General features: G+C 65.3%; 15 protein-coding genes and 1 pseudogene. 8 read left to right on the forward strand and 8 right to left on the reverse strand.

All coding sequences use genetic code 11. The features are described 5' to 3' along the window. Positions 1-82 precede the first annotated feature (82 nt). Positions 83-1417 (reverse strand): dihydroorotase, encoded by a 1335-nt coding sequence (locus tag XH88_RS37230; RefSeq protein ID WP_271673124.1) that lies wholly within the window; start codon positions 1415-1417, stop codon positions 83-85. Positions 1418-1513: 96 nt separating this feature from the next. Between XH88_RS37230 and ygfZ the strand changes: the two genes are divergently transcribed. From ygfZ to XH88_RS37265, 7 genes are all read left to right on the forward strand, one after another. Continuing rightward, complete coding sequence (ygfZ, locus tag XH88_RS37235) at positions 1514-2395, forward strand: CAF17-like 4Fe-4S cluster assembly/insertion protein YgfZ (protein ID WP_271673125.1); 882 nt, start codon at positions 1514-1516, stop codon at positions 2393-2395. Beyond that, complete coding sequence (locus XH88_RS37240) at positions 2392-3018, forward strand: DNA-3-methyladenine glycosylase I (protein WP_271673126.1); 627 nt, start codon at positions 2392-2394, stop codon at positions 3016-3018. Before ygfZ ends, XH88_RS37240 begins: the two co-directional genes overlap by 4 nt. Further along, positions 3015-3629, forward strand: coding sequence for an HD family hydrolase (locus XH88_RS37245; protein WP_271673127.1), 615 nt, complete (start codon positions 3015-3017; stop codon positions 3627-3629). Before XH88_RS37240 ends, XH88_RS37245 begins: the two co-directional genes overlap by 4 nt. Before the next feature lie 135 nt (positions 3630-3764). Next, complete coding sequence (locus XH88_RS37250) at positions 3765-4271, forward strand: tyrosine phosphatase family protein (protein ID WP_271673128.1); 507 nt, start codon at positions 3765-3767, stop codon at positions 4269-4271. After that, the gene (locus tag XH88_RS37255; RefSeq protein ID WP_271673129.1) at positions 4268-4453 is read left to right on the forward strand and encodes a hypothetical protein; all 186 of its coding nucleotides are present in this window, start codon (positions 4268-4270) and stop codon (positions 4451-4453) included. Before XH88_RS37250 ends, XH88_RS37255 begins: the two co-directional genes overlap by 4 nt. Then, positions 4450-5412, forward strand: coding sequence for an NUDIX hydrolase (locus XH88_RS37260; protein ID WP_271673130.1), 963 nt, complete (start codon positions 4450-4452; stop codon positions 5410-5412). The genes XH88_RS37255 and XH88_RS37260 overlap by 4 nt, the downstream gene beginning before the upstream one ends. 46 nt (positions 5413-5458) lie before the next feature. Then, positions 5459-8158, forward strand: a complete 2700-nt coding sequence (locus XH88_RS37265) for a DUF2339 domain-containing protein (RefSeq protein ID WP_271673131.1) — start codon at positions 5459-5461, stop codon at positions 8156-8158. A 3-nt stretch (positions 8159-8161) separates the two neighbouring features. Here the strand turns inward: XH88_RS37265 and XH88_RS37270 are convergent, their stop codons facing one another. The 7 genes and pseudogenes from XH88_RS37270 to XH88_RS37295 all read right to left on the reverse strand — a co-directional run bounded on the left by XH88_RS37270 (position 8162) and on the right by XH88_RS37295 (position 15762). Beyond that, the gene (locus XH88_RS37270; RefSeq protein WP_271673132.1) at positions 8162-9850 is read right to left on the reverse strand and encodes a methyl-accepting chemotaxis protein; all 1689 of its coding nucleotides are present in this window, start codon (positions 9848-9850) and stop codon (positions 8162-8164) included. 280 nt (positions 9851-10130) lie between these two features. Further along, a pseudogene (locus XH88_RS39365) lies at positions 10131-10391 on the reverse strand (methyl-accepting chemotaxis protein); the annotation flags it as partial. A 6-nt stretch (positions 10392-10397) separates the two neighbouring features. Continuing rightward, positions 10398-12140, reverse strand: coding sequence for a methyl-accepting chemotaxis protein (locus tag XH88_RS37275; RefSeq protein WP_271673133.1), 1743 nt, complete (start codon positions 12138-12140; stop codon positions 10398-10400). A gap of 187 nt (positions 12141-12327) precedes the next feature. Continuing rightward, positions 12328-12594 (reverse strand): DUF6894 family protein, encoded by a 267-nt coding sequence (locus XH88_RS37280; protein WP_271673134.1) that lies wholly within the window; start codon positions 12592-12594, stop codon positions 12328-12330. A gap of 169 nt (positions 12595-12763) precedes the next feature. Then, entirely contained in the window at positions 12764-13366 is a 603-nt protein-coding gene (locus XH88_RS37285) for a hypothetical protein (protein WP_271673135.1), read from the reverse strand. Between the two features lie 113 nt (positions 13367-13479). Beyond that, positions 13480-14466, reverse strand: a complete 987-nt coding sequence (acuI, locus tag XH88_RS37290) for an acrylyl-CoA reductase (NADPH) (RefSeq protein WP_271673136.1) — start codon at positions 14464-14466, stop codon at positions 13480-13482. Positions 14467-14508: 42 nt separating this feature from the next. Continuing rightward, positions 14509-15762: an MFS transporter gene (locus XH88_RS37295; protein ID WP_271673137.1), complete on the reverse strand. Its 1254-nt coding sequence runs from the start codon at positions 15760-15762 to the stop codon at positions 14509-14511. A 332-nt stretch (positions 15763-16094) separates the two neighbouring features. On the opposite strand from XH88_RS37295, the gene nadA reads away from it, so the two are divergent. Beyond that, positions 16095-17198, forward strand: a complete 1104-nt coding sequence (gene nadA / locus XH88_RS37300) for a quinolinate synthase NadA (protein WP_271673138.1) — start codon at positions 16095-16097, stop codon at positions 17196-17198. Position 17199 lies beyond the last annotated feature (1 nt).

Consider the following 17199-nt stretch of genomic DNA (forward strand, 5'->3'; position numbering starts at 1 on the left):
CCACAAGGGTGCTCGGCCGCCGAAGCTTTAGCGAAGGCGGCAAGCCGGGGCATGACGGCAGAGCAGGAAGCTAACCCTCCTCCTACTGCTTCAGCGTCTCCAGAAACCGCACCGCTTCGCCCTGCGACGGCGTCACGAGTTCCCCCTGCCACATCACGCGCCTGCCGCGCACAAACGTGCCGACGGGCCACCCGGTGACGCGCAACCCGTCATACGGCGTCCAGCCGGCTTTGGACGCGACCCATTTGTTGGTGATGGTTTCGCTGCGCTTGAGATCGACGACGGTGAAATCGGCATCGTAGCCGGCGGCGATGCGGCCCTTGCAAGCCATGTTGTAGAGCCGCGCGGGACCGGCGCTGGTGAGATCGACGAAACGGGCCAGCGACAGGCGGCCCGCATTGACGTGATCGAGCATCAGCGGCACCAGCGTCTGCACGCCGGTCATGCCGGAGGGCGAAGCGGGATAGGTCTTCTGCTTCTCTTCCAGCGTATGCGGGGCGTGGTCGGAGCCGAGCACGTCGATGATACCCTGCTCGATGCCGCGCCAGATCCCTGCGCGATGATCGTCGCCGCGCACCGGCGGGTTCATCTGCGCCAGCGTGCCGAGCCGCTCGTAGCATTCGGGCGCGACCAGCGTGAGATGATGCGGCGTCGCCTCGCAGGAGGCGACGTCCTTGTGGTCGCGCAAGAACTCGATCTCTTCCTTGGTCGAGATGTGCAGCACGTGGATGCGCTTGCCGGTTTCGTGCGCGAGCTTGACCAGGCGCTGCGTCGCCATCAGCGCCGCGGTCTCGTCGCGCCAGACCGGATGCGAGCGCGGATCGTCCTCGATGCGCAGCGCCTTGCGATCGTTGAGGCGGTACTCGTCCTCAGCGTGGAACGCGGCACGGCGGCGGATCACCTGGAAGATGCGGCGCAGGCTCTCGTCGTCCTCCACCAGCAACGCGCCGGTCGAGGAGCCGATGAAGACTTTCACGCCGGCGCAGCCCGGTGCGCGCTCCAGCACCGGCAGGTCCTGCACGTTCTCGCGGGTGCCGCCGATGAAGAAGGCGAAATCGCAATGCATGCGGTGATGGGCGCTCTTCACCTTGTCGGTGAAGGTGGCTTCCGTGACGGTCAGTGGCGAGGTATTCGGCATCTCGAACACGGCGGTGACACCGCCCATCACGGCACTGCGCGAGCCGGTCTCGAGGTCTTCCTTGTGCTCCAGCCCGGGCTCGCGGAAATGCACCTGCGTATCCATGACGCCGGGCAGGATGTGAAGGCCCTTGCAGTCGATCACCTCGGCGGCGGAGCCTTGCGACAGCGGGCCCAGCTCGGCGATACGACCGCCCGTGATGCCGATATCGCGAACACCCTCTCCATCCTGGTTGACGACGGTGCCGCCCTTGAGGATCAGATCGAAACGCTGGGTCATCGGGCCTCTCTCATCCCCAAGCGCAGGGCTCGAGGTCTTGTCGTTTATGCCCCGCGGGCTTACGTTCCGGAGCAACATGTCGCAAGAGATTTTCGCATGAAATCAGCGTTTCTTCCCGACCGGGGCGTGATCAAGGTCGCGGGCGATGACGCGCGCAACTTCCTCAACGGCCTCATCACCACGGACGTCGACAGGCTCAAGCCGGGCCTGGGGCGATTCGGCGCGCTGCTGACGCCGCAGGGCAAGATCATCGTGGATTTCCTGATCACGGAAGCCCCTAGCGGCCATGGCGGCGGGTTCCTGATCGACTGCCCGAAGGCGCTGGCCGACGGTCTCGCCACCAAGCTGAAATTCTACAAGCTGCGGGCCAAGGTGACGGTGGACAACCTCACGGGCGATCTTGGCGTGCTCGCGGCCTGGGATGGCCCGCTGGGAGCCCAGCCGGACCTCGCCTTCACGGACCCGCGCAATGGCGAGCTTGGCTACCGCATTTTGATCCCGGAAGATCTCAAGCAAAAACTGTCCGATCTGATCGGCGCCGAGCTGGTCGACGCATCCGACTACGAGGCGCATCGCATCGCGCTCGGCGTGCCGCGCGGCGGGCTCGATTTCATGTACAGCGATGCGTTCCCGCACGAGACCAACATGGACCGCCTCGCCGGCGTCGATTTCGACAAGGGCTGCTATGTCGGCCAGGAGGTCGTCTCGCGCATGCAGCATCGCGGCACCGCGCGCACCCGCAGTGTGAAGGTGCTGCTCGACGGCCCCTCGCCCGAGGCGGGCGCGACCATTCTGGCCGGCGACAAGCCGGTCGGCACCATGGGTTCGTCGACGAACGGCAAGGGCATCGCACTGGTGCGCATCGACCGCGTCGCCGATGCACTCGATGCCGGCCAGCCGCTCACCGCCGGCGGCCTCGCTGTGAGGTTGGCAGAACCTGAAATCGTCCGTATCCCCGCAAAGCAGCCCACCGCATGAGCCGTGCTCCCCGCCTGCATCCCGACGGAAAGACCCGCTGCCCCTGGCCAGGCGAAGACCCGCTCTATGTCGCCTATCATGACACCGAATGGGGCGTGCCTGAATATGACGACCGCGCGCTCTATGAAAAGCTGATCCTCGACGGCTTTCAAGCCGGCCTGTCCTGGATCACGATCCTGCGCAAGCGCGACAATTTCCGCAAAGCGTTCGACGATTTCCAGCCGGAGAAGATCGCGCGCTACACCGACAAGAAGGTGCATGCGCTGATGAACGACGTCGGCATCGTGCGCAACCGCGCCAAGATCGAGGGCACGATCCTGAGCGCGAAATCCTATCTCGACATCATGGAAAATGGACCGGGCTTCTCGAAGCTGCTGTGGGACTTCATGGACGGCAGGCCCAAGGTCAACAATTTCAAGACGACGGCCGGCGTGCCGGCGTCGACGCCGCTGTCGGTGCAGATCTCCAAGGAGCTGTCCTCGCGCGGCTTCAAGTTCGTCGGTCCGACCATTGTCTATGCCTTCATGCAGGCGACCGGCATGGTCAACGACCATCTGGTCGACTGCCATTGCCATGCGACCTGCAGCAAGATGCAGCGCAAGCCGCGCCTCAAGGCCAAATGACCGCGAAAAAGACTGCACGCGGCGCGGCATCCCGCGCCTGGCAACGCATGCTGTCGGGCCGGCGGCTCGATTTGCTCGATCCCTCCCCGCTCGATGTCGAGATCGCCGACATCGCGCATGGGCTGGCGCGCGTCGCCCGCTGGAACGGGCAGACGACCGGCGCGCACATCTTCTCGGTCGCGCAGCACACGCTGCTCGTTGAAACCGTGATGCGGCACGAGATGCCGAATGTTGACCAGCGCATGCGGCTTGCTGCGCTGTTGCACGATGCGCCCGAATACGTGATCGGCGACATGATCTCGCCATTCAAGGCGGTGCTCGACGGCCATTACAAGGCCGTGGAGAAACGCCTGCTTGGCGCCATCCATATCCGCTTCGGCTTGCCGCCCGTGCTGCCCGACGAGATCACGCTGGCGATCAAGGCTGCCGATCGCGGCGCGGCTTACCTCGAGGCGACCGAACTTGCCGGTTTCAGCGAGGACGAGGCCAGGCGCCTGTTCGGCAAGGATCCGGGCCTGTCCGACAGCGTCCGGCGCGACTATCTGACGCCCTGGACGGCCGCGCGGGCCGAGAAGCAGTTCTTGGAGCGGTTTGGCGCGGTGTTTGCGTAGCATTATTCGTTCGTAGGGTGGGCAAAGCGAAGCATGCCTACCAACCGAACGAGATGCGCAACTGCGAGATGCACGGCGCGAAGCGCCTTTGCCCACCCTACAAGCGCTCGCTATAATCGCTCAAAAAGGTCCGTCATGATCCACGTCTGTTCGCTCGCCGCACTGCCCGAAACCGTCCGCCGCACCGGGGCCAGCCATGTGCTGACCGTGATGGCCAATGTCGAGCAGGTGGCGCGGCCGGTGTCGGTGCTCCCGGCCAATCATCTCAAGGTGTCGATGGACGATATCATCGAGGAGATGGACGGATTTGTCGCGCCCTCCGAGGCTCATATCGATCAGGTGCTGAATTTCGTGCGCGGCTGGGATCGCGGCGCACCACTGGTGGTGCATTGCTATGCAGGCATCAGCCGTTCAACGGCGAGCGCCTTCGCCGCCGTCTGCGCACTCAATCCTGATCGTGACGAGGTCGAGATCGCAAAGAAGATCCGCGCGGCGTCTCCGGTAGCCTCGCCGAACCGGCGTATCGTCAGCCTTGCGGACCGCGCGCTGGGGCGCAACGGCCGCATGCTGCGCGCCCTCGACGAGATGGGCCCGGGCGAGATGCTGGTCGAAGGCCGCCCGTTCGTGATCGAGCTCGAATGACAGCTAGACGCCGCATCGCAGGCGTTGCCATGGCCGGCCATAGCCGTGCAAAGGACGGCGTCGCTTCGCTCGCCTATGTCCCGGCCATCCACGAGCTTTCCAGCGATACAAAAGACGTGGAGGCGCGGGACAAGCCCGGGCATGACGAAATCCTGGCAACACCTGCGATCGTCACCGCATGAGCGACAAGCTGCTGACGCCGATCGAGATCGGCCTGACTGCCGCGATCGTCGCGATCGAGGAGCACGAGCCGTTGGTGCTCACCGCGCGGGGCAGCGACGGGCTTGCCGGCCTCCCGTTCGGTCCATTCGATGCGCCGAGCCATCGCACCTTCGAGATCGGCCTGCGCGCCTGGGTCGAAGAACAGGCCGGCTTGCGGCTCGGCTATGTCGAGCAGCTCTACACCTTTGGGGATCGCGGCCGCCATGCGGAGGCCGGCGACACCGGTGCGCATATGGTGTCGATCGGCTATCTCGCGCTGACGCGCGCCGCCGAAGGCGGCGTGAATGCGGCGAGCTTCGAGCCCTGGTATCGCTTCTTCCCGTGGGAAGACTGGCGCGAGGCGCCGCCCGCGATCATTGCCCGTGACATCATCCCGGCGCTGACCGCCTGGGCCGAGGAGGAGCCGCCGGAGACCACGCGCGCACTGCCGCGGAAGGATCGCGTGAGGTTCTATTTCGGACTCGACGGCGCTGCCTGGGACGAGGAACGCGTGCTTGATCGCTACGAGCTCCTGTACGAGGCCGGTCTCGTCGAGGAGGCGCGGCGCGACGGCCGGCCTGCGGCACTCGCGCGCAAGACGTTGCCCGCGCTCGGCACCTCCATGCGATTCGACCACCGCCGGATTCTCGCCACCGCGATTGCCAGGCTACGCGCAAAACTCAAGTATCGCCCTGTGGTGTTTGAACTTTTGTCCTCCGAGTTCACACTCACGGAATTGCAGTATACGGTGGAGGCGATCTCCGGCCGCCACTTGCACAAGCAGAATTTCCGCCGCTTGGTCGAAACCGAAGCGCTGGTCGAACCGACCGGCGTGATGTCGACACAGACTGGCGGGAGACCGGCGGCGCTCTATCGCTTCCGCCGTGAGGTGCTCCAGGAGCGACCCGCGCCGGGCTTGCGCGTACGCTCCCGGCGCTAGATCGAGTTTGCGGTCGGCCCCTGCCCGCCGATCGCCAGGAGGCCCTATGTTCGACGCCCCGTTCGACGTCTTTGCGGTGATGATTGCGATCGTCGCGTTCCTGATTGCGCTGAAGGCGTCGAACCAGGCGACCGAGTTGCGCCGGCGGCTGGGCTCGTTGGAGGCCGCCTTGCAGGCGCAGCGACAGGTCCCCCCACCGCCGCCTCTGCCCGTGCAGGAGCAGGTGGGCGCACCTGCGGCAGAACCGCCACCGCTGGCGCCCGAAGCCGAGGCCGAGGTCGCACCGCCGCCGCTCGTCATGGAAGAGGCTTCGCCGCCCCCGCTCCAAGCCGACACCGAAGCCGACGTGCCGCCACCGTTGCCGGCAGCGGCACCCGGCTTCGAGGAACGGCTCGGCACGCGCTGGGTGGTGTGGATCGGCGGCCTTGCGCTCGCGCTCGGCGGCTTCTTCATGGTGCGCTATTCGATCGAGGCCGGTCTTCTCGGCCCTGGCGTGCGCGTGTTCCTCGGCGGCTTGTTTGCAGCCGCGCTGCTGGGCGCCGGAGAGTGGATGCGGCGGAAGGAAAGCATTTCCAATATCCAGGCCCTGCCGATTGCCAACATCCCCGCGATCCTCACCGCGGCCGGAACGGCAGTGGCGTTCGCGACCGTCTATGCGGCCTACGCGCTCTATGGCTTCCTGGTGCCTGCCACAGCCTTCGTGCTTCTCGGCATCGTTGCGATGGGCACGCTCGCGGCAGCGCTGCTGCATGGACCGGCGCTCGCCGGCCTTGGCGTCGTCGGCGCCTTCGCAACGCCAGTGCTCGTCTCCAGCGGCAAGCCGGACTATTGGGCGCTGTACATCTATCTCGCCATCGTCACCGCCGCGAGCTTTGGCCTCGCGCGCATCAGGCTGTGGCGCTGGCTGGCCGTGACGACCATCGTCTTCGCGGTGCTCTGGATCTTCCCGGGTCTCGATACCGGTGACCTGCAAATCGCGCCGCACGCCTTCCATGCGATCGCTGGCTTCGCGCTCGCCGCGCTGCTCGTGGTCTGCGGCTTCATGTTCGGTCCTGACATCGAGGACGGACAGATCGAGCCGGTCTCGTCGAGCGCGCTGGGCGCCTATCTGTTCGGCGCGATGCTGATCGTGCTGTCGAGTGCGCATGCCGATTTGTCGCTAATCGCCTTCACGCTCCTTGTTGCGGCGACGCTGTTCGTCGCCTGGCGCGCGGAGGCCGCCGTCGGCGCGCTGGGCGCGGCCGCCGCGACCGTGTTCATCGTGTTCGCCGAATGGGCCGTGCGCGCCAATCCTGACATGCTCGTGCTGCCGGGTGGTCCGATGCCCGGCATCACGCCGACCGCCACCGACAGCGCGGTGACGATGCATCTGGTGATGGCCGCGATCTTCGCCGCCGGCTTCGGCATCGCGGGCTTCCTGGCGCAGGGCCGCTCCAATTCGGCCATCATTCCCGTGGTGTGGTCGGCGGCGGGTGTCGCCACGCCGATCGCGATCCTGGTCGCGCTCTACACCCGCATCGCCCATCTCGATCGCTCGATCCCGTTCGCGATCCTCGCGGTGCTGCTCGCAGCCAGCCTTGGCGCTGCGACCGAAGCGCTGACCCGCCGCGAAACGCGGCCTGGCCTTGCGATCTCGACGGCGCTGTTTGCGACCGGCACGCTCGGCGCCCTGGCGCTGGCGCTGACCTTCGCGCTGGAGAAGGGCTGGCTCACCATTGCGCTGGCGCTGATGTCGCTCGGGACCGCCTGGATCGCGATGCAGCGGCCGATCCCGTTCCTGCGCTGGCTCGCCGCCATCTTTGCCGCGATCGTCACCGCACGCATCGTCTATGATCCGCGCATCGTCGGCGATGCCGTCGGCACGACGCCGATTCTGAACTGGCTGCTGTGGGGCTACGGCCTGCCTGCGGCCTCGTTCTGGGGAGCGAGCATCTTCCTGCGCCGCCGCGGCGACGACGCGCCGCTGCGCATGGTGGAAGCAGCCGCGATCCTGTTCACCGCGCTGCTCGCCTTCATGGAGGTCCGGCACCTGGCAACCGGCGGCGACATGATCGCGACGCCGTCACTGCTCGAGGCCGGTTTGCAGGTTTGCGTGGCACTGGCCATGGCGATCGGGCTGGAGCGGCTGCGGCTGCGCAGCCACAGCATCGTGCACAATGTCGGTGCGGTCGTGCTCACCGCGATCGCCGGCCTCATCAGCGTGTTCGGGCTTCTGATCCTGGAAAACCCGCTGATCTGGCGCATCGATGTCGGCGGCGCCGTGTTCAACCTGCTCCTGCTCGGCTACGCGCTGCCGGCGGTGCTGATGCTGCTGCTCGCTTATGCCGTCGTCGGCGAGCGGGGCAAGGTTTACGCCAACACGATTGCGGGCACCGCACTGGTGTTCGCGCTCGCTTACGTCACGCTGGAGATCCGCCGGTTCTATCACGGTCCGTTCCTCACCAGCGGCGCGACCACGGGGGCCGAGCAATACACCTACTCGATCGGTTGGCTCGCTTTCGGCGTGGTGCTGCTCGGTGTCGGCATAACAGTCAATTCCGAGCGCGCGCGGCTGGCCTCAGCCGCCGTGATTGCGCTGACGATCCTGAAGGCCTTCGTGATCGACATGTCGACACTGACAGGCGTCTATCGCGCGCTGTCGTTCATGTGCCTCGGCATCGTGCTGGTGGCGATCGGCTGGCTTTATCAGCGCATCCTGTTCCGGCGGCAGATTACGCCGCCGCCGGCTCCGCAGACGGGAAGCTGAAGGTCAGGCCGCGCGGACCGAGTCCAGGAACTGCGCGACCTCGACCTTGAGGCGCGTGCTGTCGGTCGCCAGCGATTTCGCCGCCGAGAGCACCTCGACCGAGGCCTCGCCGGTTTCGATCGCACCGCGCTGCACGTCGGAGATGTTCGACGAGACCTCCTGGGTGCCGACCGAGGCTTGCTGAACGTTGCGCGATATCTCCTGCGTCGCAGCGCCTTGTTCCTCGACCGCGGCGGCGATCGCCGCCGAGACTTCGGAGAGCCGCTCGATGGTGCCGCCGATCTCCTCGATGGCGCTGACGGATTCCTGCGTGGCGGCCTGGATGCCCGAGACCTGCGCCCCGATCTCGCCGGTCGCCTTGGCGGTCTGTTCCGCCAGTGCCTTGACCTCGGAGGCGACGACCGCGAAGCCGCGGCCAGCCTCGCCCGCGCGCGCCGCCTCGATGGTGGCGTTCAACGCCAGAAGATTGGTCTGGCCTGCGATCGTGTTGATGAGCTCGACGACGTCGCCGATGCGGGCGGCCGCCTGCGACAGCTCGTTGACGCGCGCGTTGGTCCGCGTCGCCTGTTCGACGGCCTCCGCCGCCATCCGCGCCGAGTCCTGCACGCGGCGGCTGATCTCGGTGATGGAGGAGGACAGCTCCTCCGAGGCGGATGCCACGGCCTGCACGTTGGTGGAGGCCTCCTCGGAAGCCGCGGCCACGACGGTCGCCAGCTCCTGTCCACGACGCGCCGTGTTGGTCAGCGTCGATGCGGAAGCCTCGAGCTCGGTCGAGGCCGATGACACCGTCCCGACGACCTCGCCGATCATGGTTTCGAACTTGCGGGTGATGGCATCGACGCGGCGGCCACGTTCGATCTTGGCCTCGGCGTCGGCAGCGGCGGCCTCGTCGGCAGCTTTCTTGGCGATCAGCGCCTCCTTGAAGATCTGGAGCGCATCCGCCATCGAGCCGATCTCGGTCCGCTCGCCACGGTGAGGCACCTCGGCCGTGAGGTCGCCCTCGCCGAGCGACTGCATCGGCTTGATGATGGACGCAATGCCCCGCGAGACGTCGCGCACGAGATAATAAGCGGCGCCGATCGCGATCGCGACCGAGAGCACGATGATGCCGACCAGCACGCGGAAGATGGCGGCGTAGCTGTCAGCGGCCTGCTTCGTTTCCAGCTCGGCGCCGTGGTTGTTCAACTCGATACCCTTCTGGAGCAGGGGATCCGCCGCCTGGGCCATCTTCGCGACCTTGGTCTGCAACATCTCGTTGGCGTCGTTCGGGAACTTGCCGGGGCTCTTGCGCGACAGCGCCATGGTCTCCTGAACGCCGGTCAGGTATGCCGCCCAAGCCTTGGTCCACTGCTCGTAGATCGAGCGTTCCTCCGGCGAGGTGATCAGGCCTTCATAGATCTTGCGGGTCTTCTCGATGCGCTCGCGCAGCGGAGCCATGCGCTTCTCCGCGGCGTCCTTGCCCTCAATGCTCTCCTGCATCAGATGCAGGCGAAGGACAACGCGCAGTTCGTTGATGTCGGCGCGCATCGAGCCGAGCGCGCGCACGCTCGGCAGCCAGCTCTCTGCGATCTCGACGGTGTGCGAATTGATGTTCTGCATGGTGCCGATCGCCACCACGCCCACGCCGGCGAGCGAGAGCACCAACACTGACAACACGGTCAGAAGCTTGAAGACGATCGACAACTTCGACATCACGACAAATCCCGATGATACCTAGCAACGCGCAAGTCACCCTCACCGCGACCGTCGGACGGCGGGTGGAGTCATTCCAACAATTCTAGCTGGTTCTTATCCGGTAAAGATTGCACCTATCATCGCAAACAGGCGTTAACAGGAGCCTAGTGGAAGTACTGATCTACCAGCTCCCGACACTTCCGCCGACCGCAACCATGTGTTGCAACGGCGGAGATATCTCGTCACCCAGCACTCGGCACCAGCGCGATGCAGCGTCGGTGGATGCTGAGCTACGCCGTCACGCGGCTCGCACCGAATCCAGGAAACGTGCCTCCTGCGACAGCGACTGCGCGGCCGAGTGCACCTGCGCCGAGGCCGCTCCGGCCTCACCTGCACCGCGCTGGACCTCGCCGACATGTCCGAGGTGCCCTGCGCGGCGTGCTGGATGTTGCGGGAGATTTCCTGCATGGCTGCGCCTTGCTCTTCGACCGCAACCGCGATGGTCGAGGAAATCTCTCGACATCCGCGCGATGGTGTCGCCAATCTCCTTGATCGCGCCGCGCCGTCAAGCCGCGCGCACGTTGCTCAAGAACTTGTCGACCTCGAGCTTAAGCCGATTGCTGTCGCCGGACAGCATCTGCGCAGCGGACAGAACCTGCGACGACGCCGAGCCAGTCTCGCCCGCGCCGCGCTGCACGTTGGTGATGTTGGCGGACACCTGATGGGTGCCTGCGGCTGCCTGTTGCACGTTGCGGGAGATTTCCTGAGTGGCCGCGCCCTGCTCTTCCACGGCAGCAGCGATGGTGGAGGAAATTTCCGACAGTTTTTCGATGGTATCGCTGATGTCCTTGATGGCGCCGACCGATTCCTGCGTTGCGGTCTGGATGCTGGCGATCTGCTGGCCGATCTCGCCGGTTGCCTTGGCCGTCTGCTCGGCGAGCGCCTTGACCTCGGAAGCGACGACGGCAAAACCCCTGCCGGCTTCACCGGCGCGCGCCGCCTCGATCGTTGCGTTGAGCGCCAGCAGGTTGGTCTGGCCCGCGATGCTGTTGATCAGTTCGACGACGTCGCCGATGCGCGTCGCCGCCTTGGACAATTCGCTGACGCGCTCGGTGGTGGTGCGGGCCTGCCCGACCGCCTCGCTGGCGACGCGCGCCGATTCCTGCACCTGGCGGCTGATCTCCGTAATCGAGGAGGACAGTTCCTCGGTTGCGGAAGCCACCGACTGCACATTGGTGGAAGCTTCCTCCGAGGCCGCCGCCACCACGGTGGTGAGCTGCTGGGTGCGCTCGGCGGTCGAGGTCAGCGTCGTAGCGGACGCTTCGAGCTCGGTCGAGGCCGACGATACCGTGCCGACGATCTCGCCGACGGCACCTTCGAAGCTGTCGGCGAGCCTGCGCATTTCCGCCTTGCGTTGCTCTGCGGCGATCTGATCCTGCCGCATCTTGGCTTCCGCTTCCTCGCGCGCCTTCTGCTCGGACACGATCTTGAATTTCTCGACGGCGCCGGCGACCTCGCCGACCTCGTCGTTGCGGCCGAGTCCCGGCAGCACGACCGAGAAGTCACCGCCTGCGAGCCTCTCCATCGCAACCGTCAGCGCCCGCATCGGCCGCGCGATGCTGAAGACGGAAAAGATGCACGCACCGATCAGAACCAACGCGACCAGGACGCCAGTGACCAACGACGTCCGCGCGACGGAGGCGGCTTCTGCTTCCGCAGCAGTGCGCGCATCGGCGCTGCCCTGCTTGGCGAAGCTGGTGATCTGGTCGGCCAGCGTGGAGATCTCTTGGTTGATCGGCGCCAGCGTTTCCATGCGGAAGTGGTCGATTTCGGCCGTCAGCTTGGCGAGTTGCGCCGCCCCGTCGCCATCCTTTTTCCCGTCGATCGCGAGCTGCTGCTTGCGGATCGATTCGACCTGCTGCTCTCCTTTGCCGAAATCGCCGACCAGCGCCGTCAGGCGATCAATCCGCCTGCGGTTTTCCGGCGAGTTGGAGAGCTTCGCCATTTCGTCCGTGAATTTCAGGGCGGCCGTCTGGCGGTCGTGAAAAAAGGTGACTGCCTTCTGCATCTCGGCCGGTGAGGTCGAGACCAGGATGTCGCGAATTCCGATCTGCATCCCGCGCACCGAGGCCTTCGCCTCGGCGGCATTCTGCGCGACCGCCTGCTGACCGAATGCTGCGCCGCTGAGCCTCTGGACCTCGGCACCTCCGCTCATCTGAAGGAAGATCATCAGCGCCACAAGGCCGATGGTCAGCGCCGAGGTGACGGCGAGCTTGGTGCCAATTCGCAGGTTCTGAATGAACATCATTGCATAAGTCCTCGGGTACGCATCGCCGCGGCGGCGAAGCGCGTTAACGGCCCGAGAAGGCTAACCGCCGGGTTCCTCATTAACGTTAAGCTGCAGGGCTCACCGCGTGCGTAGAAATACGGAGAACACCGCCCAAATTGCCGAACTTGCACAGCTTTCGCGTGCAGATCTGCAGAGGCTAGTTTCGTTAACGAGGGTCCGCATTTGCACGTGTGTCCCTGCAGCCCGTGGCCTCGCCGACCAGGCTGATGCGAAACACCGGCTCCTTGTCCTCGTCGAGCAGCTCCATGCACCATTTCGCGTTCGGCTTCAGATTGCGCGAGATGCTGCCGCGCAGATTGGCGCAGACTTCAGTCATCTCGGTCCAGGCCGCAGCGCGATCCTCGAACTCGTACGGCTGGTCGGCGGCACCGGAATAGCGGCCGGTGCTGATGCGGAAGAAATACAGCGACATCGTTGAACCCGTTCGTAGGACCGCCCCCCGGCCGTCGCGCAGGCTGGGGCGCCAGTCGCTACCAACGCATGAAAAGCGCGGGCCGTATGACTACGGCGCCGCGGCTTCACAAGCGGTACATTGTGTCAGAGGCGGGCAACGACAATGCGCGGTGGCTTCGCGCAGGATGTCACTCGGTCGAGCGGCGCAGCTCCAGTGGAGCGTCGTTCTTCGAATCCAACTTGGGCTCGGATTTCACCGGCTCGATCCGGCTGCTCTCGACATGCGGCGTCTCGACCCGCGCGGCGACTTCAGTGCTGGATGCATTGATCGAACCGGTATGCTCCGAGCTGCGCAGCGAGCGCGGCCGTGCGACGGCGCGCGCCATCAGCATCTGGTTGCCGCCCTGGTGATGGAAGTCACAATAGGCGAAGCCCATGCCCGAGACGGAGCCGCGGAAGCTGCGATCGTCGGTCTTTTCCAGGTTGAAACAAGGCTCGAACGGGATGCCCTTGATCGAGGCGCAGACATTCTGGCCGCGGATCTGGAGCGTATTGCCCGGAAGCCGGATGTGGCGCACCGGGCCCGAGCCCGAGAACTGCACCGCGCCGGCGGCGCCGAGGTCGTCGAGGATCCGGCCTGCACCGCGGGTGCCGTCGAAGCAGGTGAAGGCGAACACCTTGCCGGCGACGAAGCGACGCGCCTCGTCCGCATTCATGCCCCCGGCCAAGGCGATGGCCGGCGCAAACGTCACGGCCGCCGTGACAGCCCCCAACACAATACGCGCAAGCATGCTCAACTCCGAACTAACCCCCGCAGCGGGCGATGCCTTGTCTCTTTACCCGCTGCTTACCATACGAACCATGGCGACATTGAAGCAGCTTGGTTGGTAAAGTCTGAACGTCGTTAGACAATTTTTACCACGATGCGACCGCGGACCTGGCCAGCCAGGATTTTCGCACCCCATTCCGGAACTTGGCCGAGCGAAATTTCCGTAGTAATTTCAGCTAGTTTTGCCCGATCCAGATCGGAAGCAAGGCGCTGCCAGGCGGCTTTTCGCGGCTCAATCGGGCACATCACGGAATCGATGCCGAGAAGGCACACTCCGCGCAAAATGAAGGGTGCGACAGAAGACGGCAGGTCCATGCCGGCCGCGAGACCGCAGGCGGCGATGGCGCCGCCATACTTCGTCATCGACAGCAGATTCGCGAGCGTGGTCGAGCCCACGCTATCAACGCCGCCTGCCCAGCGCTCCCTGGCCAGCGGTTTTGCCGGGGCCGACAATTCATTGCGGTCGATGATTTCGGCGGCACCCAGGCTTTTCAGGTAGTCGGCCTCGGAGCCGCGGCCGGTCGAGGCGATGACATGATAGCCGAGCTTCGACAGCACCGCCGTGGCAACCGAGCCAACGCCGCCAGCCGCGCCGGTCACGATGACAGGGCCGCTCTTCGGCGAGACGCCGTGCTTTTCCAGCGCCAGCACCGAGAGCATCGCGGTGAACCCGGCGGTGCCGATCGCCATGGCATCGCGCGCCGACAGGCCCTGCGGCAAGGCGACCAGCCAGTCGCCCTTGACGCGCGCCTTCTCGGCATAGGCGCCGAGATGGGTCTCGCCCATGCCCCAGCCAGTGCAGACGACCTTGTCGCCCGCTTTCCATTGCGGGTGGGATGAGGTCTCGACCGTGCCTGCGAAATCGATGCCGGCGATCATCGGGAAGCGCCGCACCACGGGCGCCTTGCCTGTGAGCGCCAGGCCGTCCTTGTAGTTCAGCGTCGACCATTCCACGCGGACGGTGACGTCGCCCTCCATCAGCTCCGCTTCGTCGAACTGCGTGAGCTGCGCGGTGGTCCCCTTGTCCGCCTTGTCGATCCGGATTGCCTTGAATGTGGCCACGGCCTGAACTCCCTGACTTGTTTGACCGGGATGTTTAGCCGATCAGGCCGGCTGCGCAACCGCTCGTGCGACCGGTTTCTCCACGATCGGGAGATTGATCAGGGCGGAGAGCACGCCGAACAGGATGGAGAGCCACCAGATCGGCGTGTAGGAACCGAACCGTTCGAACACGATGCCCCCGAGCCAGACGCCGAGGAAGCCGCCGACCTGATGGCTGACGAAGGCGAAGCCATAGAGGGTTGCAAGCCAGCGCGTGCCGAACATCAACGCCACCAGCGACGAGGTCGGCGGCACCGTCGACAGCCAGGTCAGGCCGGAAACCGCGCCGAACGCGATCGCCGAGAATGGCGTGATCGGGAAGGAGATGAAGGCGAGCGTCGTGAGCGCACGGGTGAAATAGATCGCCGACAGGATGTAGCGCTTGGGCACCGAGTTCTGGAGATAGCCGACGCTGAGCGAACCCATGATGTTGAACAGGCCGATTGCCGCGATCACCCAGCCGCCGGTTTGCGCCGAGATGCCGCGGTCGACCAGGAATGCTGGCAGGTGCACGGTGATGAACGCGAGCTGGAAGCCGCAGGTGAAGAAGCCGAGCACCAAGAGCACATAGGAGCGATGGCCGAAGGCTTCCACCAGCGCCTTGGTGATGGTCTGCTCGTCCGTGGGCGCCGTGCTGGCGCTGCTTGCGACCGGCGGCGTGGAGATGGCCAGCGCCAGCGGGATGATCAGCAGCATCAGGAAGCCGAACACGCTGAGCGCCTGCTGCCAGCCGAAATTGTCGATCAGCGCCACGCCGATCGGCGCGAACAGGAATTGGCCGAGCGAGCCCGCCGCCGTGCCGGCGCCGAGCGCGAGGCCGCGCTTCTCGGCCGGCAGCAGTTTCGTGAACGCCGTCAGCACCAGGTTGAACGAGCAGCCGGCGAGACCGAAGCCGACCATCACGCCCGCGCCGATATCGAGTGACAGCGGCGTCGACGAAAAGCGCATCAAGAGAAGCCCGCCGGCATAGAGCAGGGCGCCGACGCACATCACGCGGAACAGGCCGAAGCGATCGGCGATTGCACCGGCAAGCGGCTGGCCCAATCCCCACAATAGATTCTGCACGGCGATGGCGAGGCCAAATACGTCGCGGCCCCAGGCGAATTCATGGCTCATCGGCTGCACGAAGAAGCCCAGCGCCGAGCGCGGGCCGAAACCGAGCATGCCGATCGCACAGCCGCAGAGAATGATCACGGCCGGCGTGCGCCAGCTGGGCGAGCGAGAGGAAGGAGCGAGTTCGCCGGCCTGGATCGACATGCTGTTCCCCATCCATGTTGGCGGCCCGCAGATCAGCGACCGCGAGTCAGCCGTTTAATGCACATGCATGAAAATCCCAAGTCAAAAAGGATTGCGTTTCACGGGGGGCAGCCGCGGAAGCATTGCGTTTCACCGCGGCCGCGGGCGTGCAAAGCGCGACTTGACAGGAATGTGTGCGGCGGGACCTAGCGGACCCGTCCAAGCCGTGTTATCTTAGATTTACTCATATTGAGCATATATAGATCCTCTGACGTCCACCGGCCCTTCGGCCGGATTTCTCAGGCCTCATATATACTCATATTGAGCATATATAACCTACATGGGAGGCTTCGATGCCGATCACTGCAATTTACGGTCCCGACGATTTTGCCAATCGCCCGCCGGACCAAGCGACCTCCAGCCCGGTCGCGCCTGCGCGAGCCGCGCCCGCGCTGCCGAGGCCTCCGCTGGAATGGACAAGCGAGGTCGAACGCGCCACGGCGCCGATCTACGCGCGTGTCAAGCACGTGATCCCGCCGATCGAGTGGCCGCTGATGGCGCCGACGATCCACGCGATCAACAAGCTCAAGCGCGCGCGCAACGCGGTGATCCTCGCACACAACTACCAGGCGCCGGAGATCTTTCACGGCGTCGCGGACATTGGCGGCGATTCGCTCCAACTCGCCGTCGAGGCCACCAAGGTGAAGGCCGATGTCATCGTCCAGTGCGGCGTGCACTTCATGGCGGAGACGTCGAAGCTGCTCAATCCTGAGAAGACGGTGCTGATCCCCGATGCTCGCGCCGGCTGCTCGCTCGCGGCCAGCATCACCGGCGCCGACGTGCGGCTGCTCCGCGAAAGATTTCCCGGCGTACCTATCGTTGCCTATGTCAACACCTCGGCGGAGGTGAAGGCCGAGGTCGACATCTGCTGCACCTCGTCGAACGCGGTGCAAGTGGTGGAGAGCCTCAACGCACCGAGCGTGATCTTCCTGCCCGACCGCTATCTTGCGACCTATGTCGCCTCGAAGATCAAGGTGAAGATCATCGCCTGGAAGGGCGCCTGCGAAGTGCATGAGCGCTTCACCGGCGATGAGCTGCGCGCCTTCCGCGACGCCGATCCGTCGGTGCAGATCATCGCACATCCTGAATGTCCGCCGGACGTGTTGGCGGAGGCCGACTTCACCGGTTCGACCGCGCACATGATCAACTGGGTGCGCGAGCGGCGGCCGAAGCGCCTGGTCATGATCACGGAATGCTCGATGGCCGACAATGTTCGCGCCGAGCTGCCCGACGTGGAAATGCTGCGTCCCTGCAATCTCTGCCCGCACATGAAGCGCATCACGCTCGCGAACATTCTGGAGAGCCTGCTGACGCTCGGAGAAGAGGTGACGATCGATCCGGCGCTTGCAGAGCGCGCGCGCCGCTCGGTCGAACGGATGATCAATCTGAAGAATTGAG

The organism is Bradyrhizobium sp. CCBAU 51627 (assembly GCF_028128765.1).
Lineage (GTDB): Bacteria > Pseudomonadota > Alphaproteobacteria > Rhizobiales > Xanthobacteraceae > Bradyrhizobium.

Coding starts and splice junctions, on each gene's coding strand:
- XH88_RS37265 (WP_271673131.1), top strand. CDS start 5,459: ATGTTCGACGCCCCGTTCGACGTCTTTGCGGTGATGATTGCGATCGTC.
- XH88_RS37295 (WP_271673137.1), bottom strand. CDS start 15,762: ATGTCGATCCAGGCCGGCGAACTCGCTCCTTCCTCTCGCTCGCCCAGC.
- XH88_RS37240 (WP_271673126.1), top strand. CDS start 2,392: ATGAGCCGTGCTCCCCGCCTGCATCCCGACGGAAAGACCCGCTGCCCC.
- nadA (WP_271673138.1), top strand. CDS start 16,095: ATGCCGATCACTGCAATTTACGGTCCCGACGATTTTGCCAATCGCCCG.
- XH88_RS37285 (WP_271673135.1), bottom strand. CDS start 13,366: ATGCTTGCGCGTATTGTGTTGGGGGCTGTCACGGCGGCCGTGACGTTT.
- XH88_RS37255 (WP_271673129.1), top strand. CDS start 4,268: ATGACAGCTAGACGCCGCATCGCAGGCGTTGCCATGGCCGGCCATAGC.
- XH88_RS37275 (WP_271673133.1), bottom strand. CDS start 12,140: ATGATGTTCATTCAGAACCTGCGAATTGGCACCAAGCTCGCCGTCACC.
- XH88_RS37270 (WP_271673132.1), bottom strand. CDS start 9,850: ATGTCGAAGTTGTCGATCGTCTTCAAGCTTCTGACCGTGTTGTCAGTG.
- ygfZ (WP_271673125.1), top strand. CDS start 1,514: ATGAAATCAGCGTTTCTTCCCGACCGGGGCGTGATCAAGGTCGCGGGC.
- XH88_RS37250 (WP_271673128.1), top strand. CDS start 3,765: ATGATCCACGTCTGTTCGCTCGCCGCACTGCCCGAAACCGTCCGCCGC.
- XH88_RS37260 (WP_271673130.1), top strand. CDS start 4,450: ATGAGCGACAAGCTGCTGACGCCGATCGAGATCGGCCTGACTGCCGCG.
- XH88_RS37245 (WP_271673127.1), top strand. CDS start 3,015: ATGACCGCGAAAAAGACTGCACGCGGCGCGGCATCCCGCGCCTGGCAA.
- XH88_RS37280 (WP_271673134.1), bottom strand. CDS start 12,594: ATGTCGCTGTATTTCTTCCGCATCAGCACCGGCCGCTATTCCGGTGCC.
- XH88_RS37230 (WP_271673124.1), bottom strand. CDS start 1,417: ATGACCCAGCGTTTCGATCTGATCCTCAAGGGCGGCACCGTCGTCAAC.